Annotated in this window: 22 protein-coding genes and 2 pseudogenes; 10 read left to right on the forward strand and 14 right to left on the reverse strand. The window is 62.8% G+C overall.

What is annotated here, in order from left to right; translation table 11 throughout:
• Window positions 1–80: 80 nt before the first annotated feature.
• From urtB to AC0V8S_RS21060, 5 genes and pseudogenes are all read left to right on the forward strand, one after another.
• A pseudogene (gene urtB / locus AC0V8S_RS21040) lies at window positions 81–1,696 on the forward strand (urea ABC transporter permease subunit UrtB).
• Entirely contained in the window at window positions 1,693–2,928 is a 1,236-nt protein-coding gene (urtC, locus tag AC0V8S_RS21045; RefSeq protein ID WP_475433118.1) for an urea ABC transporter permease subunit UrtC, read from the forward strand. Before urtB ends, urtC begins: the two are co-directional and overlap by 4 nt.
• 4 nt (window positions 2,929–2,932) lie before the next feature.
• Entirely contained in the window at window positions 2,933–3,679 is a 747-nt protein-coding gene (gene urtD / locus AC0V8S_RS21050) for an urea ABC transporter ATP-binding protein UrtD (RefSeq protein WP_095200084.1), read from the forward strand.
• Window positions 3,680–3,748: 69 nt separating this feature from the next.
• Complete coding sequence (urtE, locus tag AC0V8S_RS21055; protein ID WP_013895283.1) at window positions 3,749–4,444, forward strand: urea ABC transporter ATP-binding subunit UrtE; 696 nt, start codon at window positions 3,749–3,751, stop codon at window positions 4,442–4,444.
• A gap of 265 nt (window positions 4,445–4,709) precedes the next feature.
• Entirely contained in the window at window positions 4,710–4,886 is a 177-nt protein-coding gene (locus AC0V8S_RS21060; protein WP_019858306.1) for a hypothetical protein, read from the forward strand.
• Between the two features lie 49 nt (window positions 4,887–4,935).
• Here AC0V8S_RS21060 and AC0V8S_RS21065 read toward each other — a convergent pair whose 3' ends face one another.
• The 9 genes and pseudogenes from AC0V8S_RS21065 to AC0V8S_RS21105 all read right to left on the reverse strand — a co-directional run bounded on the left by AC0V8S_RS21065 (window position 4,936) and on the right by AC0V8S_RS21105 (window position 13,662).
• Entirely contained in the window at window positions 4,936–6,084 is a 1,149-nt protein-coding gene (locus AC0V8S_RS21065) for a GGDEF domain-containing protein (protein ID WP_183459924.1), read from the reverse strand.
• Between the two features lie 167 nt (window positions 6,085–6,251).
• On the reverse strand, window positions 6,252–7,058 hold the full coding sequence (locus tag AC0V8S_RS21070; protein ID WP_183459922.1) for a DUF72 domain-containing protein: 807 nt from the start codon (window positions 7,056–7,058) through the stop codon (window positions 6,252–6,254).
• Between the two features lie 55 nt (window positions 7,059–7,113).
• On the reverse strand, window positions 7,114–7,728 hold the full coding sequence (locus AC0V8S_RS21075) for a hypothetical protein (RefSeq protein WP_183459920.1): 615 nt from the start codon (window positions 7,726–7,728) through the stop codon (window positions 7,114–7,116).
• A complete protein-coding gene (locus AC0V8S_RS21080; protein WP_475433121.1) occupies window positions 7,729–8,181 on the reverse strand; it encodes a GNAT family N-acetyltransferase in 453 nt (150 codons plus the stop codon).
• A 37-nt stretch (window positions 8,182–8,218) separates the two neighbouring features.
• Window positions 8,219–11,138 (reverse strand): annotated as a pseudogene (gene uvrA, locus AC0V8S_RS21085) (excinuclease ABC subunit UvrA).
• 702 nt (window positions 11,139–11,840) lie between these two features.
• The gene (locus tag AC0V8S_RS21090; protein ID WP_183459914.1) at window positions 11,841–12,140 is read right to left on the reverse strand and encodes a hypothetical protein; all 300 of its coding nucleotides are present in this window, start codon (window positions 12,138–12,140) and stop codon (window positions 11,841–11,843) included.
• 88 nt (window positions 12,141–12,228) lie between these two features.
• Window positions 12,229–12,834: an ATP-dependent Clp protease proteolytic subunit gene (locus tag AC0V8S_RS21095; RefSeq protein WP_183459912.1), complete on the reverse strand. Its 606-nt coding sequence runs from the start codon at window positions 12,832–12,834 to the stop codon at window positions 12,229–12,231.
• A gap of 22 nt (window positions 12,835–12,856) precedes the next feature.
• Entirely contained in the window at window positions 12,857–13,351 is a 495-nt protein-coding gene (locus tag AC0V8S_RS21100) for an SRPBCC family protein (RefSeq protein WP_183459910.1), read from the reverse strand.
• Window positions 13,348–13,662, reverse strand: coding sequence for an ArsR/SmtB family transcription factor (locus AC0V8S_RS21105; protein ID WP_475433124.1), 315 nt, complete (start codon window positions 13,660–13,662; stop codon window positions 13,348–13,350). Before AC0V8S_RS21105 ends, AC0V8S_RS21100 begins: the two co-directional genes overlap by 4 nt.
• A 227-nt stretch (window positions 13,663–13,889) precedes the next feature.
• Here AC0V8S_RS21105 and AC0V8S_RS21110 point away from each other — a divergent pair, with 227 nt between their 5' ends.
• Both AC0V8S_RS21110 and AC0V8S_RS21115 read left to right on the forward strand, forming a co-directional pair.
• Window positions 13,890–14,411 (forward strand): single-stranded DNA-binding protein, encoded by a 522-nt coding sequence (locus tag AC0V8S_RS21110; protein WP_475433126.1) that lies wholly within the window; start codon window positions 13,890–13,892, stop codon window positions 14,409–14,411.
• Between the two features lie 148 nt (window positions 14,412–14,559).
• Complete coding sequence (locus AC0V8S_RS21115; protein WP_475433128.1) at window positions 14,560–14,985, forward strand: OsmC family protein; 426 nt, start codon at window positions 14,560–14,562, stop codon at window positions 14,983–14,985.
• Between the two features lie 26 nt (window positions 14,986–15,011).
• On the opposite strand, the gene AC0V8S_RS21120 is transcribed toward AC0V8S_RS21115, so the two are convergent.
• From AC0V8S_RS21120 to AC0V8S_RS21130, 3 genes are all read right to left on the reverse strand, one after another.
• Window positions 15,012–15,641 carry a MarC family protein gene (locus AC0V8S_RS21120; RefSeq protein ID WP_010909625.1) on the reverse strand — a complete coding sequence of 210 codons (630 nt, stop codon included), beginning with the start codon at window positions 15,639–15,641 and terminating at the stop codon, window positions 15,012–15,014.
• A gap of 104 nt (window positions 15,642–15,745) precedes the next feature.
• The gene (locus tag AC0V8S_RS21125) at window positions 15,746–16,123 is read right to left on the reverse strand and encodes a VOC family protein (protein WP_475433131.1); all 378 of its coding nucleotides are present in this window, start codon (window positions 16,121–16,123) and stop codon (window positions 15,746–15,748) included.
• 32 nt (window positions 16,124–16,155) lie between these two features.
• Entirely contained in the window at window positions 16,156–16,683 is a 528-nt protein-coding gene (locus AC0V8S_RS21130; protein ID WP_475433133.1) for a hypothetical protein, read from the reverse strand.
• An 84-nt stretch (window positions 16,684–16,767) separates the two neighbouring features.
• On the opposite strand from AC0V8S_RS21130, the gene AC0V8S_RS21135 reads away from it, so the two are divergent.
• Entirely contained in the window at window positions 16,768–17,655 is an 888-nt protein-coding gene (locus tag AC0V8S_RS21135) for a helix-turn-helix transcriptional regulator (protein ID WP_475433135.1), read from the forward strand.
• Here AC0V8S_RS21135 and AC0V8S_RS21140 read toward each other — a convergent pair.
• Both AC0V8S_RS21140 and AC0V8S_RS21145 read right to left on the reverse strand, forming a co-directional pair.
• Window positions 17,619–18,242, reverse strand: coding sequence for a ParB-like protein (locus AC0V8S_RS21140; protein WP_475433136.1), 624 nt, complete (start codon window positions 18,240–18,242; stop codon window positions 17,619–17,621). The two genes, AC0V8S_RS21135 and AC0V8S_RS21140, sit on opposite strands and share 37 nt — an antisense overlap.
• The gene (locus AC0V8S_RS21145; RefSeq protein ID WP_475433137.1) at window positions 18,239–19,939 is read right to left on the reverse strand and encodes a SulP family inorganic anion transporter; all 1,701 of its coding nucleotides are present in this window, start codon (window positions 19,937–19,939) and stop codon (window positions 18,239–18,241) included. Before AC0V8S_RS21145 ends, AC0V8S_RS21140 begins: the two co-directional genes overlap by 4 nt.
• Between AC0V8S_RS21145 and AC0V8S_RS21150 the strand changes: the two genes are divergently transcribed.
• Both AC0V8S_RS21150 and gyrA read left to right on the forward strand, forming a co-directional pair.
• On the forward strand, window positions 19,938–20,126 hold the full coding sequence (locus tag AC0V8S_RS21150) for a hypothetical protein (protein ID WP_475433138.1): 189 nt from the start codon (window positions 19,938–19,940) through the stop codon (window positions 20,124–20,126). The genes AC0V8S_RS21145 and AC0V8S_RS21150 overlap by 2 nt on opposite strands.
• Before the next feature lie 24 nt (window positions 20,127–20,150).
• Window positions 20,151–22,955 carry a DNA gyrase subunit A gene (gene gyrA, locus AC0V8S_RS21155; RefSeq protein ID WP_183459900.1) on the forward strand — a complete coding sequence of 935 codons (2,805 nt, stop codon included), beginning with the start codon at window positions 20,151–20,153 and terminating at the stop codon, window positions 22,953–22,955.
• Window positions 22,956–22,996 lie beyond the last annotated feature (41 nt).

A 22,996-nucleotide genomic window follows, 5' to 3' on the forward strand; every position in this document is an offset into this window, starting at 1 on the left:
CTAGTCAGACCGCGCGCGTCCGGACGGTTTCCTCCGCTGTCCGGACGCCCAATTCAACCTTCAAGGGTCGCCTAAAGCCCATGAGTCTGCTCCGCACGATTGGCCTGATGCTGTTGTTCCTGCTGGCGACGCTGTCGTCTTCGGCGCCGCGGAAGCCGATCTGCGTGCCATCATCGCCAAATTCGCGACAGTGACCGACTTTTCCGAGACGGGAGCTGTCGTTCAAGAGTTGACAGCCACGGGCGATCCGGCTGTCGAACGGCCGCTTGCTGCATTGGCGGACGGCAATCTTTACGTTCGCACGGCCGACTCGATGGTGTTCGTCGGCAAGGAAGGCGACGACAGCGTCCAGCTTTTCGACACGCTGAGCGGCGAAGCAGCGGGCGAGGCCTCCGTGGACGACATAAGCAAGATCACTGTCAACAACACGCTGCGTCGCGCCATCCGTGATGCATTGGGCACGTTGACCCTTGGTTCCAAGGATCCGACCGTCCGCATCGCCGCAGCCGACACCATGTTCAAGACACCGGACGCAGCCAATATCGAGCCGCTCGACGCAGCGATCGCCAGTGAAAGCGTGGCGAGCGTCAAGGCTTTGCTGGAGCAGGCGCGTGCGGCGTCCATACTGGTTTCAGACAAGCCCGATGCAGACAAGTTGGCGGCCGTCGCGCTGATCGGCGCGCGCGGCGATCGTGACGCGGTTTCGCTGCTCACCTCGGTCGAGGCCAACGCCTCGGGCGCGGTCAAGGAAGCCGCGACCGCCGCGATCGCCAACATCAATTCGACATTGGCGCTTTGGGATGCCGGCCAGAACATCTGGTACGGCATTTCGCTGGGCTCGGTGCTTCTGCTAGCCGCGATCGGGCTCGCCATCACCTTTGGCGTCATGGGCGTCATCAACATGGCGCATGGCGAGATGGTGATGCTCGGCGCCTACACCACCTTCGTCGTTCAGCAGGTGATCCGCACATCCTTCCCCGGCCTGTTCGACTGGTCGCTGGTGATCGCGCTGCCGCTTGCCTTTCTGGTCGCGGCACTCGTCGGTCTGGCCATCGAGCGTGGCGTCATCCGTTTCCTCTATGGTCGGCCACTGGAAACCCTGCTGGCGACCTGGGGCGTGTCGCTGATCCTGCAGCAGGCGGTGCGCTCGATCTTCGGGCCGACCAACCAGGAGGTCGGCAACCCCTCCTGGATGTCAGGGTCGTTCAACGTTGGTCAGCTCGCCATCACCTGGAACCGTCTGTGGATCCTGGTTTTCGCGCTCACGGTCTTCGGCGTGTTGCTCTACGTGATGAAGCGCACGCCCTGGGGCTTGCAGATGCGCGCCGTCACCGCCAACCGCCGCATGGCCGCCTCGATGGGCATCAGGACGCCCTGGGTTGACGCGCTGACCTTCGCGCTCGGATCCGGCATTGCCGGCATTGCCGGTGTCGCACTCAGCCAGATCGACAATGTCTCGCCCAATCTCGGCCGCGGCTACATCATTGACAGCTTCATGGTCGTCGTCTTCGGCGGCGTCGGCAATCTGTGGGGCACGCTGGTCGGCGCTTTCTCGCTCGGCATCGTCAACAAATTCCTCGAGCCCTACGCCGGTGCCGTGCTCGGCAAGATCGTCGTGCTGGTGCTGATCATCCTGTTCATCCAGAAGCGCCCGCGCGGCCTGTTCGCGCTCAAGGGCAGGGCGGTGGAAGCATGATCACGGGACGCTTCTTCGCCGCCGGCGCGGACCGCCGCATCGCCATCACCATCTTCATCCTGCTGGCGGTGGCCATCATCGTGCCGCTGCTCAATCTGGCGGTATCGCCGGCGAGCGCTTTCTACGTCCCGGCCTATATCGTCGCGCTGACCGGCAAGTATCTCTGCTATGCGCTGCTGGCGCTTTCGCTGGACCTGGTGTGGGGTTATTGCGGCATCCTCTCGCTCGGCCACGGCGCCTTCTTCGCGCTTGGCGGCTATGCGATGGGCATGTACCTGATGCGCCAGATCGGCTCGCGCGGCGTCTATGGCAACCCGATCCTGCCTGACTTCATGGTGTTCCTGAATTACAAGGAATTGCCGTGGTTCTGGTACGGCTTCGACCATTTCTGGTTTGCCGCGCTGATGGTGCTGGCGGTACCCGGCCTGCTTGCTTTCGTCTTCGGCTGGTTCGCCTTCCGCAGCCGCGTCACCGGCGTCTATCTTTCGATCATCACCCAGGCGATGACCTATGCGCTGCTGCTCGCCTTCTTCCGCAACGACATGGGTTTCGGCGGCAATAACGGCCTGACAGATTTCAAGGATATTCTGGGCTTCAACGTGCAGGCCGACGCCACGCGATCGGCATTGTTCGCGGCGAGCGCGGTGATGCTGGCGTTCGCCGTGTTCATCACCTGGGCGATCGTCGGCTCCAAATACGGCAAGCTCTTGATGGCCGTGCGCGACGCCGAGAGCCGCACACGCTTCCTCGGCTGGCGGGCGGAGAACGTAAAACTGTTCGCCTTCACTGTCTCGGCCGTCATGGCCGGCATTGCCGGCGCGCTCTACGTGCCGCAGGTCGGCATCATCAATCCCGGCGAATTCGAGCCGTCCAATTCGATCGAGGTGGTGATCTGGGCGGCCGTGGGCGGGCGCGGCACCATCGTCGGGCCGATCATCGGCGCGCTGCTGGTCAATGCCGGCAAATCCTGGTTCACCGGCGTGCTGCCGGAACTCTGGCTGTTTGCGCTGGGCGGCCTGTTCGTCGCCGTCACGCTGCTCTTGCCGAAGGGCATCATCGGCATGTGGGACAGCTGGCGCGGCAATGCTAAGGCGTTGCGCGCGGTCTCCGCCGCTGAAGAGGCCGACACCAAGGTTGCAGTGGCGTCCGCGACCTCGAAGCCCGCTCGCTCGCCGGCGAGAAATCCAGGCGAATGGGCCTGGTCCGACCCTGAACCGCAGGCGGCGGAGTAGGACCATGAGCAAGTCGAACACCATCCTCTATCTCGACGGCGTCTCGGTCTCCTTCGACGGCTTTCGCGCCATCAACAATCTGTCGCTGGTGCTCGACAAGGGCGAGATGCGCGCCATCATCGGCCCCAACGGCGCCGGCAAGACGACGATGATGGACATCGTCACCGGCAAGACGCGGCCCGACGAGGGCGAAGTGTTCTTCGACGGCCAGGTGGATCTCACCAGGCATGACGAGGCCGAGATCGCCATGATGGGCATCGGCCGCAAATTCCAGAAGCCGACGGTCTTCGAAAGCCACACGATCGAGGAAAACCTGATGCTGGCGCTGAAGGGGCCGCGCTCGATCTTTCCGGCGCTGTTTCACCGCCGCTCGGCGGCCGAGGCGCGGCAGATCGATGACATTCTCGGCATCATCCGGCTGGGCGACAAGCGCCATGAGCTGGCCGCCAATCTCAGCCACGGCCAGAAACAGTGGCTGGAGATCGGCATGCTGCTGGCGCAGGACCCGAAACTGCTTTTGGTCGATGAGCCCGTCGCCGGCATGACCGATGCCGAGACCGAGGAGACCGCGCGGCTGCTCAAGGACATTGCGCGCGACCATTCGGTCATCGTGGTCGAGCACGACATGCATTTCGTGCGCGAGCTCGGCGTCAAGGTCACCTGCCTGCACGAGGGTTCGGTGCTGTCGGAAGGCACGCTCGATTTCGTCTCGGCCGACGAGCGCGTCGTCGAAGTTTATCTCGGGAGATGAGCATGGTCTGGCGGGTGCAATTCCATCGCTTCGATTTGTCGTTTCTCCGCTTCTGGAAGAGGCGCTGAGATGCTCGAAGTTTCCAACGCCACGCTCCATTACGGCGCCGCCCAGGCGCTGCGCGGCGTTTCGCTGAAGGCCGGCGCCGGCAAGATCACTTGCGTGCTCGGCCGCAACGGCGTCGGCAAGACCAGTTTAATGAGATCGATCGTCGGCCACCACCGGCTGACGAGCGGAAGCGTTGCCTTCGAGGGGAAGGCGCTCGACCGGAGCGCGGCGTATGACCGCGCCCGGTCGGGCATCGCATTCGTACCGCAGGGCAGGGAGATCTTTCCCCTGCTCACGGTGCGCGAAAACCTGGAATCCGGCTTTGCGCCGTTGAAGCGTGCCGACCGCAATGTGCCGGCGCATGTCTTCGAGTTGTTTCCGGTGCTGAAGCAGATGCTCGGCCGCCGTGGCGGCGACCTTTCCGGCGGTCAGCAGCAGCAACTGGCGATCGGCCGGGCGCTGGTGATGCGGCCGAAGCTGTTGGTGCTCGACGAGCCGACCGAAGGCATCCAGCCATCGATCATCAAGGATATCGGCCGTGCCATCCGTTACCTGCGCGACCAGGCCGGCATTGCGGTGCTGCTGGTCGAACAATATCTCGACTTCTGCCGCGAACTCGCCGACGAGGTCAACATCATGGACCGCGGTCAGATCGTCCATACTGGCCCGGCGGAAGATTTAGACCGGGCTGATGTACGGAAGTTTCTTACCGTCTAGAATCGGTGCCGAACTTCGGCTGACGATCCAAAGTCCTGGCAAGTCCAATATTTCTTCCATCCATCGATCTGCATCTCTGGCGCGCCAGAGGCTGCATGCTAATCTTTTGTTGGCTTTGTGAGTCGGCCGCTTCCGTATCAGTCTGGTTATCGCAGATCGAGGGCGCGGCGAAGGCCGGGCAAGTTCCACGCAAGCAAGGCTTCCTAGCTTCCCTCCTGCGATCTGTCGTTCAAACGCGTTTGGGCACACAGGCTAAGGGACAGCCATGGAACGTTTCGTCGAGGACTATCAGAAGCGGCGGCTTACCGAACGGGTCGATATCATCGCCGCCATCAACATTTTGCGGTCACAGGGCTGCGAATACGACGATCTGATCGAGGAGATTACCAAGGTCTTCTACGTCGACCTCGATACCTTCAATGAGATCGTCATGGCGGCATAGAGCAGCTTTCGCCTATCCAGCAAATCGCCGGCCCGGCATTGATACGCGGTCAGCTCGCGCGCCGGAAGGGTGAGGCGGTGACGCGATTGCGGCCGCCGCGCTTGGCGTCGTAGAGCGCCTTGTCGGCGGCGCTGAGCACCTTGTCGAAGCTGAGGCCTTCCTTGCTGCCAAACGCAAAACCGGCACTGACCGTGCACCTCAGGGATCCCGTCTCGGTTTCTATCAGGCGCGTCGCGAAGGCGGTGCGGATGCGCTCTGCTGCTTCCTCGACCGTCTCCGGCAGCGTGCGCTTCAACACCAGTGCGAATTCCTCGCCGCCCATGCGCGCGGCAACGTCGGTCTGGCGAAGATTGCCGGCGAGTTCCCCGGCAAACACCTTCAACACCTCGTCGCCTGCCGCGTGGCCGAATTCGTCGTTGATGGCTTTGAAATTGTCGAGGTCGAAGACGACCACAGCCGTGAAGGCGCCGACCGGGACGCGGCCATGTATGTCGAACAGTGCGCGCCGGTTGAGCAGACCTGTCAAGGGATCGGTCAGCGCATTGCGGCGGTGGTGCCGGGCCAGACGTCCCTGGTTGAGGGCAAGCGACAGGGCGCCAATACCCGTCATGCTGGCAATAACCACGATGAGGCTCAGTTCCTCCGCCCAGTTGCTCGGCGCATGGCCGAGGACCAGCTTGCCGTCCCATGCCAGCACCGCCGCGCACAGCATGAAGGAAACGGCGGTGGCCGAGTAGAGTGTGGTGATGCCGATCGTCAGCGCAGGGGCCTCATCGCGGCCCCTCCAATATTCAAACGCCGTCGCGAACAGCAGCAAGGCGGCGAACAGGTTCTCGAACATGAAGCCGAGGCCGTCATAGCCGAGCGCCATTGCAGGCAGCGCCACCGCCAGCGAGGCGCAGCCCCACAGCGCCCGCGGCAGCGGCGAGCCGCCGGTTCTGAACTGGTAGGCCGCACCCAGCATGGTCGAGAAACCGAGCAGCAGCAGCACAAGGGTGGCGATGCCGAGCAGGCGCCCGGGCATGTCGATATAGGCGTCATAGACGAAGATATCGCCGACCACGAACACCAGGCTGATCGCCCATGTCAGCAGGAATTTTTCCGTGCGGGCGGTCAGCCACATGCCGAACAATGTCAGGCTCAGGCAAGCGGCGGAGAAACCAACAGCCAGCAGAAGTGAAGTGTAGTCGAGCGACATTCCCCTCTTCCCTGCCGGCGGCGGCTTCAGCTCTGCGGCTTGGCGTCGCCGCATTCATGCAGCAAGGAAGTGTCGATAAGGTTACGATCGCGGCGAAGATGCCGCGAATAGGCGCTTTGCCACGCGCAAAACGCGTTGATGCGCTTGCGGATACCGACTGATGCTCGTCAGCCGGCTACGCGCTTCATCAGCGCCATCGCCCCGAACGGTGCGCGCACCTTGCCCTCGGTGATGAAGTAGACGAACACGTCGCGCGGTTGCACCGGCGCGTCGGTGGCGGGATCGGCGCGCCGCAAATCGGGCGGCTGCTTGCCTTCCGCCCAGGTCTTTACCCGCGCCGCCCATTCATCGAGCCCCTTCGGCGTATAGCAGTCGGGATTGTCGTCCGAGCCGGTCTGCAGCCGTGCGTAGACGAAGTCACCGGTGACGTCGGCGATATCGGGATATTTCGCGTGGTCGGCATAGACGATCGCCGCCTTGTATTTGCGGGCAAGTGCCGCGAATTCCGGCATGATGAAACTGTCGTTGCGCACTTCGAGCGCGTGGCGCAATGCGACCCCATCCTGCCTTTCCGGCAGCAGTTTCAAAAAGGCTTCGAAATCGTCCGGATCGAACTTTTTGGTCGGCGCGAACTGCCACAGGATCGGGCCGAGCTTGTCGCCGAGCGCGGCAACGCCGGAGCCGAGGAAGCGCATCATCGATTCACCGGCTTCGCCCAGCACGCGCCGGTTGGTGACGAAGCGGTTGCCCTTCAGCGAATAGACGAAACCGTCCGGCGCTTCGCTTGCCCATTTGACGAAGGTCGGCTCCTTGAAGCTGGAATAGTAGGTGCCATTGACTTCGATGCTCGGCACCTGCCGGCTGGCATATTGCAGCTGTTTGGCCTTGGACAGTTTGTCCGGATAGAAGGACGTGTCCCAGGGCTCGAAGGTCCAGCCGCCCATGCCGGAGCGGATTGTTCCCGATTTGCTCATCGACTTCTCCTCCAATGTGTTTTGCCGCTATGGGCGTGGCAACGGGCAATTTCGGTCAAGTGGGCGGTGACCAATCCGGGGAAAAGATTGTCGGCGTTCCCGAGGGGTAAAGGTCCTTGCGCGGCCGCATGACGCGAAACTGATTTCCGTCCTCGACGATATCGTAGAGAGCCTTGATCGGCTGATAGCGTGCGCGGCGATAGTCGTGCAACATCACGATCGTCCCTGCATGGCAAAGCAGCGTCGCCATGAACGCGCATTCCATGCGGCGCCGGCCGTCGATGAAGATAAAATCGAATTTGCGCTTCAGGCACAGCGGCCAGGTCGAATAATTGAGTTCTGGATCGCGGTCGCCAAACTTGGGACCCTGGAGGTCCAGGCAGATTGGATGGAAACCGCTCCACTGCGGCAGCTGCGGCAGGAGTTGATCGAGGAAAGGCTGGCTGTCGTCGATCGAAAAGAGGTTGTCGATGGCCAGTCTGTCCCTCAGCCCAAGGATCGCCAGCGTCGTGTGGCCCATGCCCCATTCCAGATAGGCGCGCGTGCCAGGCTTCACATGCTGCAGCAGGATGCGCTGGAATTCGGACAAATAGTCGGCGCCGTAAGCATGCGACGAGCGGACCACGCCATCCAGGGTCAGTTTGTTTTCCCAGGAGCTTCCGGCCTGCATTCACGTCGCCTTCGCCATGTCGACGAGCACCCATCCTGGCCGGTAGGGATTGGGCCGGCGACCCGTTTCGCGATAGCCGTAGGCGAGATAGAGCGCGATGTTCCGTTCCATTTTCGCATTGGTGTAGAGCCGTATCTCCGGCAGACCCCACAAGCGCGTCTGTTGATCCGCGTGATTGAGCAGCTTTATGCCAAAACCCTTGCCCTGGAAGGCGGGCGACACCGCGACGGAGAAGATCATCGCATGATCCTCATGCCGTTCCAGTGTCAGCACTCCGGCAAGTTCGCCGCCGTCCTCCAGCAGCCAGACCTCGCCGCGCGCGATGCGCGGCGCGTAGTCTTCAGTCACCGGAATCGGCGGCGCGTCGAGTATGGCGTTGTAAGGCGAATAGGCAGCCGTGGTCAGCGAGACGACAGCCTGGAGGTCACCGACCACCGCTTTTCTAATGGTCATTCAAAGCCCTCCGGCGGACGCCAAGCGGGTCCGACCATCACTCCGCCGCTTCGCGCTTGCCTCCGGGGCGCCGCTCCAGCAGCTCCTTGAGGAACTGGCCGGTGTAGCTGCGCTTCTCGCGCACGATGGCTTCCGGCGTGCCCTGGGCAACCAGTTCGCCGCCGCCATCACCGCCTTCGGGGCCGAGGTCGAGCACCCAGTCGGCGGTCTTGATCACCTCGAGATTGTGCTCGATGACCACCACCGTGTTGCCCTGGTCGACCAGTTCGTGCAGCACTTCCAAGAGCTTGGCGACGTCGTGGAAATGCAGGCCGGTGGTCGGCTCGTCGAGGATGTAGAGCGTCTTGCCGGTCGCCTTGCGCGACAGTTCCTTGGCCAGCTTGATGCGCTGCGCTTCGCCGCCGGACAGCGTCGTTGCCTGCTGGCCGATGTGGATGTAGCCGAGGCCTACCTGCTTCAGCGTGTCGAGCTTGTCGCGCACGCCGGGCACGGCGGCGAAGAAATCGACGCCTTCCTCGACTGTCATGTCGAGCACGTCGGCGATCGACTTGCCCTTGAACTGCACGTCGAGCGTCTCCCTGTTGTAGCGCTTTCCGTGGCAGACGTCGCAGGTGACGTAGACATCGGGCAGGAAGTGCATCTCGATCTTGATGACACCGTCGCCCTGGCAGGCCTCGCAGCGGCCACCCTTGACGTTGAACGAGAAGCGTCCCGGCTGATAGCCGCGCGCCTTGGCCTCGGGCAGGCCGGCGAACCAATCACGGATCGGCGTGAAGGCGCCGGTATAGGTGGCGGGGTTGCTGCGCGGGGTCCGTCCAATGGGCGACTGGTCGATGTCGATGACCTTGTCGAGGAATTCGAGGCCCTCGATGCGGTCATGCTCGGCCGGATGCTCGCGCGACCCCATGATGCGGCGCGACGCTGCCTTGAACAGCGTCTCGATGAGGAAGGTCGACTTGCCGCCGCCCGACACGCCGGTGACGGCGGTGAAGGTGCCGAGCGGGATTTCGGCGGTGACGTTCTTCAGATTGTTGCCGCGTGCGCCGACGATCTTCAGGCGGCGATTTTTTTCGCCTCACGCCGCACGCCGGGTGTCGCCACTTCAAGCGCGCCCGACAGATATTTGCCGGTGATCGAATTGGGGTTGGCCATCACCTGCTGCGGCGTGCCCTGGGCGATGATCTCGCCGCCATGGATGCCGGCGGCCGGACCCATGTCGACGACATAGTCGGCATGCAGGATGGCGTCCTCGTCATGTTCGACGACGATCACCGTGTTGCCAATGTCGCGCAGGTGTTTCAGCGTATCGAGCAGCCGCGCATTGTCGCGCTGGTGCAGGCCGATCGACGGCTCGTCCAGCACATAAAGCACGCCGGTGAGACCTGAGCCGATCTGTGACGCCAGCCGGATGCGCTGGCTTTCGCCGCCTGATAGCGTGCCGGAATTGCGCGACAGCGTCAGATAGTCGAGACCGACATCGTTGAGGAAGCGCAGGCGCTCGCGGATTTCCTTGAGCACGCGCACCGCGATCTCGTTCTGCTGGTCGTTGAGATGTGGCGGCAGGTCAGTGAACCACTGGTCGGCCTTGCGGATCGAAAGTTCGGTGACTTCGCCGATGTGCTTGCCGCCGATCTTCACCGCCAGCGCTTCTGGTTTCAGCCGGTAGCCTTTGCAGACCGGGCAGGGCGTGGCCGACATGAAGCGCTCGATCTCCTCGCGCATCCAGGCGGATTCGGTTTCCTTCCAGCGCCGCTCGAGATTGGGGATGACGCCTTCGAAAGTCTTGGTCGTCTTGTAGGAGCGCAGCCCGTCATCATACTGGAAAGTGACTTCGCGCTCGCCGGTGCCGCGCAGGATCGCGTCCTGGGCTTCGGTGCTCAAATCCTTGAACTTGTCGCCGAGCTTGAAGTTGTAGGCCTTGCCCAATGCCTCGAGCGTCTGCACGTAATAGGGCGAGGTCGACTTCGCCCACGGGCTGACGGCGCCGTCGCGCAGCGACACGTTCTCGTCCGGCACGACGAGGTTGGGATCGATGGCGCGCTGGCTGCCGAGACCGTCGCAGGTCGGGCAGGCGCCGAATGGGTTGTTGAACGAGAACAGCCGCGGCTCGATCTCGGGAATGGTGAAGCCGGACACCGGGCAGGCGAATTTTTCGGAGAACAGGATGCGCTCATGCGTCTCGTTCTTCGACTTGTTGACCGAATCCTCGCCAGTCTGGCTGGAATCGAGCGGCTTGTCGGCGAACTCGGCCACCGCCAGCCCCTCGGCGAGCTTCAGCGCCGTCTCGATGGAGTCGGCGAGACGCGTGGCCAGATCGCCGCGCACGACGATGCGGTCGACGACGACATCGATGTCGTGCTTGTATTTTTATCGAGCGCCGGAACGTCTGCGATCTCATAGAAGACGCCGTCGACCTTGACGCGCTGGAAACCTTTTTTCTGCAGCTCCAGCAGTTCCTTGCGGTACTCGCCCTTGCGGCCGCGCACGATCGGCGCCAGCAGGAACAGGCGCGTGCCTTCCTCGAGCGCCAGCACCCGGTCGACCATCTGGCTGACCGTCTGGCTCTCGATCGGCAGGCCGGTGGCCGGCGAATAGGGCACGCCGACACGGGCGAACAGCAGGCGCATATAGTCGTAGATCTCGGTGACGGTGCCGACCGTCGAACGCGGGTTCTTCGAGGTGGTTTTCTGCTCGATGGAAATGGCAGGCGACAGGCCGTCGATCTGGTCGACGTCAGGCTTCTGCATCATTTCGAGGAATTGCCGCGCATAGGCCGACAGGCTCTCGACATAGCGACGCTGGCCTTCGGCGTAGATGGTGTCGAAGGCGAGCGAGGATTTGCCTGAACCGGACAGGCCGGTCATGACGATCAGGCTGTCACGCGGCAGGTCGAGATCGACATTCTTCAGATTGTGTTCGCGCGCCCCGCGAATGGAAAGGAATTTATGGTCGGCCATTGCCGGTCGCCGCCTCAGATCTGGAATTCGTGGGATAGGCGGGATTTTCCCGGCCATCCCCTATGTAGGTGTTTTTGCCGCCACGTCGAGAGACGCCACAATTCCCGACAGAAGTCGTTTAACCGCCTTTCGCGCGAAGGGGCAAGCGGAAAGAACAAAGGCCGAACACGCTCCTGACAAAGCTGTGCAAAAAGCTGACCTGGACGTAACCTCCCGGCGATCACATTTTTCCGTAACCGGCTATTGAAGGTTGACGCGGCTGGTTCAGGGGAGCAGTCTCGGACAGTCAGCGAAGCCGGCCGTCTTTCGATGGCCTCGCCGCCCCAAGGCGGCCTGCGAGACGCCGCAGGCATTTGCGATTTGCGCTTCGCGACGACAATGTCGCAACGGACACAGGAGTGGAGCATGACGCCACCGGACAGTCCCCCAGGGCTCCACGTCTCGTTGGAGCCGCGGCAGGCATAAGTGCCAGGGTTTAGCGTTTGCGCCACCCGACAAACCGTGACTTGCCGTATCCCCCAAAATTAGAGACTGCTAGTCGGATCGTCGGCTGACGCCGCGAAGCATCCGAAATCAAACGCCGGCAGTACACTCCCGGCAAAATATGGATTTTAGATCCAGAAAAGCCCCGTCCGTTTGCCCTAGGGTACGGCGGGGCTATTCTTTTGGGGAAATGGCTGAACTGGCCCAAGCGGAGGCTGCTCACCTCGGGGGCTTAAACCCGCCCGTGGCCATATCGACCGTGATGCTGCCGGAAATCCTGACATCCGTATCGCCGATCTTGAACGTGCCGTTGCCATTGCTGGGGAATGCGTCGTCGGGTTCCGGCTGGGGAGCAGGCTTGGCGATGCGATAATCGCTGTTCACGCCAGGCAGGGCGCCTTTCGGCGTCTGCGCTGAATTGTCGTCGGCAAGTGCCATGCCGCTCACAAGGCTGGCGAAACTGAGCACCGCGGCAGCGATGACGCGATGCGACGTCCTGGGCGAATGAGTGTCGGTCATCCCGGGATTATAGGGACGAGCCGCCCCCGGAACCAGACCGGCATCGTCAAATCTTCGACAGTGACCAGATTCCAATCCCACCCAGGCTTCATGCCGCCTTTTTGCGCGTGTCGAAGACGTGGTCGACGATGCCCCAGGCCTGGGCCTCGCGGGCGGTCATGAAATGGTCGCGGTCGAGCGTGCGTTCGACCTCCTCATAGCTGCGGCCGCAATGCTGCGCATAGAGTTCGGCCATATGGCGTTTGGTCTTGCCGATCCGCTCGGCATGGCGCTGGATGTCGGAAGCCTGGCCCTGGAAGCCGCCGAGCGGCTGATGCAGCAGGATGGTGGCGTTGGGCAGCGCGATGCGCCGCCCCGCCGTGCCCGCCATCAGCAGGAACGACCCCATCGAGGCGGCAAAACCCATGCACACGGTCGATACCGGGCAGCTGATATATTGCATCGTGTCGTAGATGGCGAAGCCGCTGGTCACCACGCCGCCGGGCGAGTTGATGTAGAGCGAGATCTCCTTGTCGGGATTGTCCGACTCCAGCGACAGGAGCTGCGCGCAGACCAGCGCCGAGACGTCGTCGTTGATCTCGCCATTGATGAAGATGATGCGCTCGCGCAGCAGCCGCGAGAAAATGTCGAAGGCGCGTTCGCCGCGGCTCGATTGCTCGATCACCATCGGCACCAGACTGGCAAGACCGCTCATTTTTCGTCTCCGATTTCCGTGTTCAGGCTGCGCGCAGCAGAAGGCGCGGTGTGTTGGCGGCAATGGGCTTTCCGGCCCCACGCAATCCCAGCGAAAGCCGGCAGCCGGTACCCGCCATGGCGACCGCAGGCATCGCTTTCCCAGCAAAACCGTCATGGACGATGCGCAGATGCGTGCCGCCGGAAACGGTGCGGGCGAGTGTGAAGGTGACGGTACTGTCGAGCGGACCCTGCCGCGTCGCATCGCGTGGCTGCTCGCGCCAGGAATAGCGCAGCAGGCGTTCGGGCTCGGCGTCGAGGATTTCGCACTCGATCGCTGCGTCCGTCCCGGCGAAGGCAAAACGCTTGCCGATTTCCGGCGTGATGTCGTTTGGCATCATCCAGGCCGCGAGCAGTTCCGGCACGGTCAGCGCCCGCCACACCTTTTCCAGCGGTTCGGCAAGGTCGTATTCGAACTCAAGCGCATCCGGAGCGGCTTCGCCCTGGGTCTTGGCGTTCATCGATCGCAAATCTTTCATTGATCCATGTCCTTCAAAACCGTCTTCAGCCTTTCGATGCGCTCCGGCCAGAAGGTCCGGTAGCGTTCGATCCAGGAGAGCAGGGGGGCAAGCCCCTGCGGATCGGCGCGGTAATAGGCGTTGCGGCCGACCCGCCGCTCGACCACGAGGCCGGCGCCGCGCAGCACCGCAAGATGCTGCGACACCGCCGGTTGCGATACGGTCAGGCCGCTGCGCAATTCCGATACGCTCATCTCAGCTGCGGCGAGACGCTCGAAGACGGCGCGGCGCGTCGGGTCGGCCAGGGCGCGGAAAATCTCTGCTTCGATCATGACAAAAGCATAAGTCGATACTTATTGATTTGGCAAGCACTGTTTTGAGACCCATATGATGGGCTCGGGCATTGCTGCCATTCCTTGACAATCAGCGGCGGTGCATGTAGGAACGAAAAGGGAACAAAAACCTTGTGGGAAAAGCCAGCCTTAGCAGGCGGCAGACGTGCGCAGCCTGTAAGGTGCTGCGACAAAAATTTGTTTTCGGATGAGCGCGGAGAAAAATCATGGCGGGTAGCGTCAATAAGGTCATTCTGGTCGGCAATCTCGGCGCGGACCCTGAAATCCGGCGCCTGAACTCGGGCGAGCCGGTCGTCAACATCCGTATCGCCACATCGGAAAGCTGGCGCGACAAGAATTCCGGCGAGCGCAAGGAAAAGACCGAGTGGCACAATGTCGTCATCTTCAATGAGGGCATCGCCAAGGTGGCCGAGCAATACCTGAAGAAGGGCATGAAGGTGTATGTCGAGGGCCAGCTGCAGACGCGCAAATGGCAGGACCAGACCGGCGCCGACAAGTACACGACGGAAGTCGTGCTGCAGAAATTCCGTGGCGAGCTGCAGATGCTCGACGCGCGCGGCCAAGGCGAGGGCGGCCAGGTCGGCGGTTATTCCGGTGGCGGCAGCAGCCGCGGTTCCGATTTCGGCCAGTCCAGCCCGAACGAAAGCTTCAACGGTGGCGGCGGCGCTCCCAGGGGCGGCGGCGGCGGCGGTTCGTCGCGCGAGCTGGACGACGAAATCCCGTTCTGATCGAAAGCAAATACCAGGCGGCTGACGTCGCCAGATGACTGACGTTACGTGATCGATACGCCCCGAGGGTCCTGATGGACTTTCGGGGTTTTGCGTTGTTGATTTGGCCTGACAGCAGGCGCGGTCAAAGGACTGAAAGGACAGGGCAATGAAGGCACGGGTAAAATGGGTCGAAGAGCGCACCTTCGTCGGCGAGTCCGGCAGCGGCCACAAACTGGTGCTGGGAACGGCCTCCAGCCCTGATGGCAAGACGCCTGGGCCGAGCCCGATGGAGCTGGTGCTGATCGGCACCGGCGGCTGCTCGGCCTATGATGTCGTGCATATCCTCGAAAAGGGCCGTGAGGCGGTCGAGGACTGCGTGGTCGAACTTGACGCTGACAGAGCCGAGACTGATCCAAAGGTGTTCACGCGCATCCATATGCATTTCATCGTCAAGGGCAGGGCGCTGTCGTCGGACAAGGTCAAGCTGGCTATCGATCTGTCGATCGAAAAATACTGCTCGGCCTCCGCAATGATGGCCAAGACGGCCGTGATTACGCACGATTTTGAAGTGATCGATACGGCGGCGAAGTGAGGGCAGTCGGCAGTCCGGGCTGCCGTTCACCCCGCCATCAGCGCCTTGATGCCGTCGGCGACGAACTGTACCGCCAGAGCCGCCAGGATGACGCCGAGCAGGCGGGTCAGGATCGAGCGGCCGGTCTGGCCGAGGATACGGTCGATGCGTTCCGACAGCACGAACACCAGATAGGTGATGGCGAGGCAGACGAAGATGATGCCGACGAGTGCGGCCTGCGCCGCAAAGCCCTGAAACGAGCCGGAAAGCAGCACCGTCGCCGAAATCGCGCCGGGGCCGGCGATCAGCGGGATCGCCAGCGGGAAGGCGGCGATGTTGTGGATCATGTCTTTGGTGATGGCGACGTCGCCGATCTTCTCCTTGCGGTCCTGCCGGCGCTCGAAGACCATTTCGAAGGCGATGAAGAACAGCAGAAAACCGCCGGCGACGCGGAAGGCCGGCAGGGTGATGCCGAACACCGACAGGATCGAGGCGCCGGCCACCGCGAACAATGCCATCACCAGGAAGCCGATGACCGAGGCGCGCACCGAAACCTGCTGGCGCTCCTCGCGGTTCATGCCGCGGGTCACGGCGAGGAACAGCGGCGCCAGGCCGGGCGGGTCGATGGTCACCAGAATGGTGACGAAGGCATTGAACAGGCTGTCGAAACTCGGCATCGCTGACCCCTCCCGCCGGGCCGAGCCCGCGCTCCGATATTGGTAGAGCAAAGCCCGGTCGGTGGGAACAGTCGGGATCCGCGAAACTGCGGAACTCGGCCGGGTTAGCCGGCAACGCCGCAATAGGCCTCGAGGCGATAGCCGTCCGGGTCGATGACGAAGGCCGCATAGTAGTCGTCGCCATAGGCGGAGCGCAGGCCGGGCGGGCCATTGTCGCTGCCGCCTTCGCGGAGCGCGCCGGCATGGAAAGCATCGACGCTGTCCCGTGTCGGGGCGGCGAAGCAGAAATGCAGGCCGGATTTTTCGTCCGCCGGCACCGGCCGAGCCGCCTCATTGACCCACAGCACGGCGCTTTGAGCACCATAGCCGAGCGAACCCGGTGACTGGCTGAGGCAGGTGTAGCCGAGCGGCTTCAGCGCTGCGTCATAGAAGCGCTTCGAGGTATTGGCGTCGCGGACACCGACCGAGATATGATCGAACATTGTTTTCTCCATCGTTACAAGGGGTTGTGATGTCATCTTGCAGATTGACGGCGCGCCAGGAACTCGACTTCGAGGTGCCAGTCCGCGCCGTCGTGCGAGCGCTCGCCGAGCCAGCGGAAGGAATTTTTGGTGATCCGCGAAAAACTCCAGCGCACCGATGCGCCAGTACCATCGGCGCCGATCTGCACGATGGTGTCGTCTTCGGCGCGGCCGAGCTGGCGGCTGAAATATTGATTGCGCGGGTCGCTCCAGAAAATGTGCCAGGCGTCCGCAGTGGGATCATAGACCCGCAACGTCGTGCCGTAGAACGTCCACTTGCCCAGGGATGGCGAGGGGTCGGCGTCGCGCGCGGGCAGGATCCAGACGTCCTGGATGGCGCGGCCTTCCAGCACCCAGCCGAAATGCACCTCGCCGCGTCCGGTCAGCACGGTGCCATCCTCGAGATGGCGTGAGGCGTCGAATGTCCAGGCGCCGACGAAGCGGCCGTAAAGGTTCAGTTTTTCGGCAAGTCCGTCGATCGGGCCGGGGCTGTGCAGGGCTTCAGCAAAGGGGTCGAGCATGGCTGCGGTCTCTTCTGTCAGGAGACCGGGAGGAATACGCGCTCATGGGGTTCTGGGCTTGGGAAAAATTGCTATATTTCAGCCATGACAGCGACGACCCGCACTCTCGCATCCGGATCCGGCTGGCACGTCACGGATGTTATTTGCACGGCCGGCGTCGGCGACCGGCCGTTCGAGGAATCCCATCAGGATTTCTGCGTCGCCGCGGTGACAAGCGGCACGTTCCGCTACCGCGCACAACAAGGTACGGCGATGCTGGCGCCGGGCGCGCTCCTGCTTGGCAATTCAGGCACATGCTACGAATGCGGGCACGAGCATGGCAGCGGCGACCGCTGTCTCTCGTTCCATTTCGGACCGGCCTATATGGAACGGATTGTCGCCGGCGTGCCGGGCGCCAGGACGCTCACCTTCGAGGCGCCGCGCTTGCCGCCCTTGCCGGTCCTGGCGCCGTTGCTGGCCGAGGCGGAAACCGCGCGCGAAATGGCCGACAAGGATGCCTTCGAGGAAGTTTCCCTGCGTATAGCGGGCGCGGCCGTGGCCACGGCTTGCGGCGCCACGCCTGTCAGGCACGGACCGAGCCGCCGCGACCAGAAACGGGTGGCCGAAGCCGTGCGGCGGATCGAACTGGATGCCGACGGGCCGGTTTCGCTATCGGCACTGGCGGATGAGACGGCGACCAGTCCCTATCATTTCCTGCGCATTTTCCGGCAGGTTGCCGGCATGACGCCCTACCAGTTCCTGCTCAAGACCCGCCTGCACCGCGCCGCGCTGCGGCTGCGCCTGTCGGATGATGCGATCGGGACCATCGCCTTCGACGCCGGCTTCAACGACCTGTCGACGTTCAATCGCCGGTTTCGACGTGTCATGGGTGAGACGCCAGGCGATTATCGCCGGTCAGGCGGCACCGCTATGCACTCGCCTCGGCCGAGGCAGGCTCAATCCGACGTCGGCCCGCACCAGCCCGGCAGATAGTCCGCGTCCTTGCCTTTGGCGAGCGTCAAGGCATCCTTCATCGCCTTGTCGAAGTTCTTCACAACCGCATTGCGGTCGATGCGCCGACGAAGGAAATCCGCCCAAATGAATTCGCTGAACGGCGTCGTGTCCTTGGCAAAGCCGCCTTGCCGGCGCAGTTCGCCCGCCATGCTTCGGTACGGATCGTCGATCAGCTCGCCGATTGTCTTCGGAATTGCCGCGTAATCGCGGCGACGGCCGTTCTCATCGAACGGGTGCATCCAGCCTCTGTTATCGAGCACGAAAAGAAACGCGTCCTTGTCGAGCGCGGACAGGTCGCTGATCACAGTCACCAGCACGTCCTTGACGCCTTCCTCAAGCAGGGCGCGAGCGAGGTGATGGTGATCGGTGACGTAGTTGCGATTTTTGGGACCCAATACGACCGGCACCATGTGTTTGCCGAGAAAGGCGCCGGTCTTCTTCCTGGCGTCCTGTTCCCGGATCATCTGGCGCTTCAACGCAACTTCTCTCATGCCGACCGTTATCTGCGTCGGCCTCAATTCCTCGACGGGAACCGGCGTGACAATGGGTTCTCGGGGGTCAATCATGGCACTCCATCCTGTTCTTGCTGCTGCTGTTTCCCCGGACCAAGTGATTTGATCGCCGCGTCGACGCTGTGGAATATGTGCTGCGTGCCGACCATTTCAGCGATGCCGAACCGCTTCAGCGCCGCCTGGGCGCGCAGCGATTCCAGCCGCGCTATGGCAAAGACCGCGCCGGCCTTGCGGCAATGAAGGATGGTGTCGATCAGCGCCTGCGCGGCGGTATAGTCGATTTCGACGATGTTGCTGGCCTCCAGCACGACCAGTTTCACGGTTTCGTTCCTGGCGTCGATGAGATCGCATAGCCCACGCTTAAAGCGGTCGGCATTGACGAAGGACAGCGGCGCCTGGAAGGCCGCGACCAGCACGCCCGAGAGTTGTTCGCCGGCACTGGGCTTACCCGGTGGCCACCAGACGGAAGTGCCCGGCACCTGTTCGAGCTCGATCGGCTCCGTGCGCGTCGCGCTCCATATGCCATGCAGCAGCGACAGACCGATGCCGACCGCCACGCCGGTCTCGATCGGCAATACGACGATCGCCGCCATGGTGATCAGGATCAACACGAATTCGACCGGTGCCTGCCGGTAGACGCTGGCGAACACTTTCCAGCGCAGAATGTGCTGGGCAACGAACATCAGGACGCCGGCAAGGGCGGCCTGCGGAACATTGGCGAGCAGGCCGCCGCCAAAGGCACCAAGCGCCAGCACGATGGCCGCGGCAATGAGGCCGGACAGTTGCGAGCGGCCGCCCGACTGGGAGACGATTGCCGTGCGCGGTGGGCTGGCATTGACGGCAAAGGCACCGAACAGGCCGGCCGCGATGCTGCCGGCGCCGACGCCGACGAAATCGCGGTTGACGTCGGGATCGCCCTGTTGCGGCACGAAGGAGCGTGAGGTCGCCGCCGTCTGCACCATGACGACAATGGCGATCAGCAAGGCCAGCGGAACCAGCGCCTGCACGTCATCGAGGCCAGCCTCCGGCAGGTAGGCTCGCGGAAGGCCGTTTGGCAAGGCGCCCAGCACTTCGACGCCACGATCCCTGAGGCCGAAGACGGCGACCGCAAGCGTGGCAAGCACCATGCCGATCAAGGCGCCGGGAATGCGGGCGCTGATGCGCTCGGCGCCAAGCACGATCGCGAACACGCCAATGCCGAGCCCGAGGCTCCAGGGGTTGGTGAGATGGAGATTGCCGGCGATCTCGCCGACACGGCGCAAGGTTTCACCGCTCTCTGAAGGCAGGCCGAGCAGCCCGGGCATTTGTGAAACGATGATGTGGACGGCGATGCCGGCCAGAAACCCCGTGGTAACCGGCACCGACAGGAGATCGGCGATCCAGCCGAGGCGAAAGATGCCGCTGAGCGTCACAATCAGCCCGACCATCAATGCCAGCATGGCGGCCAGCGCCAAATAATGCGGCGAGCCTGATGTGGCGAGCAGCGCCAGGCTGCCTGCGAACAGCGGCGTGATGGTCGAATCCGCGCCGGCCGAGAGATGGCGATTGGCGCCGAACAGGGCAAACGCCATCGAACCGGCAACAAAAGCGAAGAAGCCGACCTCGGGAGCAAAGCCGCCGAGTCGGGCCGTTGCCATCTGCTCGGGAATGGCAATCGCGGCCAATGTCAGGCCGGCGACAAGATCACCATTGAGATCCCGGGGCTGCCAGCCGCTCAGTGCCTGAAATGGCAGCCACCGGCGCCAATTCATGGTGCTCGCGGCTTTTGCTTGGGGAGATTGGTCCATTGCCGGCTTTTGCCTTGGTGGCGGCGAAAAGCGTTGTGGCCATATCGTCGCAATCTGCGGTATCCTTTTGAAATTACCATCAAAAATGACACTGGAAAAGTGGCGCGAACATTGGAGTTTCGGCCGCGCTTCCTATATAAGCGGTCAGTGATTCCTGATTAGATTGTGATCCGATTTGACCGACCAAAAGACACCGCGCGGCGCCGACGGCGGCCCCACCGGCATCGAGCCCATCTCCATCATCGAGGAGATGCAGAGCTCCTATCTCTCTTACGCCATGAGCGTGATCGTCAGCCGTGCGCTGCCTGACGTGCGCGATGGCCTGAAGCCGGTGCATCGCCGCATTCTCTATGCGGCGCATGAGAGCGGCTACCACTGGAACCGCAAATATGTGAAATCGGCCCGCCCGGTCGCCGACGTGATGGGTAAATACCATCCGCATGGCGACGCCTCGATCTACGACGCCTTGGTGCGCATGGCGCAGGACTGGTCGCTGCGTGTGCCGCTGATCGACGGGCAGGGCAATTTCGGCTCGATCGACGGCGATCCGCCGGCGGCGATGCGCTATACCGAATCGCGGCTGACCAAGGTCGCGCATGAGCTTCTGGAGGATATCGACAAGGACACCGTCGATTTCCAGGACACTTATGATGCCTCGGACACCGAGCCGAAGGTTCTGCCGGCACGCTTTCCCAATCTGCTGGTCAATGGCTCCGGCGGCATCGCCGTCGGCATGGCCACCAACATCCCGCCGCACAATCTGGGCGAAGTCTGCAACGGCGCCATTGCCGTCATCGACAATCCGGCGATCGACCTGCCGGCATTGATGGAAATCATTCCAGGCCCCGATTTCCCGACCGGCGGCATCGTACTTGGCCGTTCCGGCATCTACAGCGCCTATTCGACCGGCCGTGGCTCGATCGTCATGCGCGGCAAGGTCAACATCGAACAGCGCGGCAATGACCGTGAATCGATCATCATCACCGAGGTTCCCTATCAGGTGAACAAGGCCTCGATGATCGAGAAGATGGCCGAACTGGTGCGCGACAAGCGCATCGAGGGCATTTCCGACATCCGCGACGAAAGCGACCGCCAGGGTTATCGCGTTGTCATCGAACTGAAGCGCGATGCCGTCGCCGACGTCATCCTCAACCAGCTTTACCGCTTCACGCCGCTGCAGACCTCTTTCGGCGCCAATATGGTGGCGCTGAATGGTGGCAAGCCGGAACTGTTGACGCTGATCGACATGCTGAAGGCGTTCGTGTCCTTCCGTGAAGAGGTCATCACAAGGCGCACAAAATTCCTGCTGCGCAAGGCGCGCGACCGCGCCCATGTGTTGGTGGGTCTGGCCATCGCCGTCGCCAATATCGATGAGGTCATCAAGCTGATCCGCACGGCGCCGGATCCGCAGACGGCGCGCGAACAGTTGATGGAGCGGCGCTGGCCCTCGGGTGATGTCGAATCGCTGATCCTTTTGATCGACGATCCGCGCCACCGCATCAACGAGGACGGCACCTACAATCTGTCCGAGGAACAGGCGCGCGCCATCCTCGAATTGCGCCTGCAGCGCCTGACCGCGCTCGGCCGCGACGAGATCGCCGACGAATTGAACACGATCGGCGACGAGATCAAGGACTACCTCGACATCCTGTCGTCGCGCGCGCGCGTCCAACAGATCGTCAAGGACGAGCTCGCCGCCGTGCGCGACGAGTTCGGCACGCCACGCCGCACCGAACTCACCGACGGCGGCGCTGATATGGAAGACGAGGATCTCATCCAGCGCGAGGACATGGTCGTGACGGTGAGCCATTCCGGCTACATCAAGCGCGTGCCGCTGTCGCTCTACCGGGCGCAGCGACGCGGCGGCAAGGGCCGCTCCGGCATGTCGACCAAGGAAGAGGATTTTGTCACCCGGCTGTTCGTGGCCAACACGCACACGCCGGTGCTGTTCTTCTCCTCGCGCGGCATCGTCTATAAGGAAAAGGTCTGGCGGCTGCCGATCGGCAATCCGCAGTCACGCGGCAAGGCGCTGATTAACATGCTGCCGCTCGAGCAGGGCGAACGCATCACCACAATCATGCCGTTGCCCGAGGACGAGACGAGCTGGGGCGAACTCGACGTGATGTTCGCCACCACGCGCGGCACCGTGCGCCGCAACAAGCTGTCCGACTTCGTCCAGGTCAACCGCAATGGCAAGATCGCCATGAAGCTGGAGGAGGAAGGCGACGAGATCCTCGGCGTCGAGACCTGCACCGACAATGACGATGTGCTTTTGACCGCCAGCTCGGGTCAATGCATCCGCTTCTCGGTCGGCGACGTGCGCGTCTTCCAGAGCCGCAACTCTGTCGGCGTACGCGGTATTACCATGGCCGAGACCGACCGCATCATCTCCATGTCGGTGATCGAGAATGTCGATGCGCCGCCGGCCGAACGCGCCGCCTATCTCAAGCGTGCGGCGGCCGAACGGCGGGCTGCCGCCGGCATCGCCGCCGGTGAAGAGGAAGAGATCGCGCTGACCAATGAGGAGGTCGGCGAGGAGACGGAGCTTTCCGACGAGCGCTACGAGTTCCTCAAGGCGCACGAACAGTACGTGCTAACGGTGACCGAATATGGCTACGGCAAGCGTTCGTCGTCCTATGATTTCCGCCTGACCGGCCGCGGCGGCAAGGGCATCCGCGCCACCGACGTGTCGAAGACGGCTGAAATCGGCCGGCTGGTGGCGACCTTCCCGGTCGGCAATGACGACCAGATCATGCTGGTTTCGGATGGCGGCACGGTCATCCGGGTGCCGGTCAACGGCATCCGTTTCGCCAGCCGCGCCACCAAGGGCGTGACCATCTTCAATACGGCTGAGGGTGAGAAGGTGGTTTCGGTCGAGCGCATCTCGGAACCGCAGTCGGACGAGGAAAGCGAAGAGACCATCGAGGGCGGTACGGAGTCTGCTCCCGAGACTGACGCCGGTCCGGATAGCGCTGAATAAGTCCAGACATAGCAACGCCGGCCCCTTGGCCGGCGCGGCAG

It is taken from the genome of Mesorhizobium oxytropidicola, from assembly GCF_056174625.1.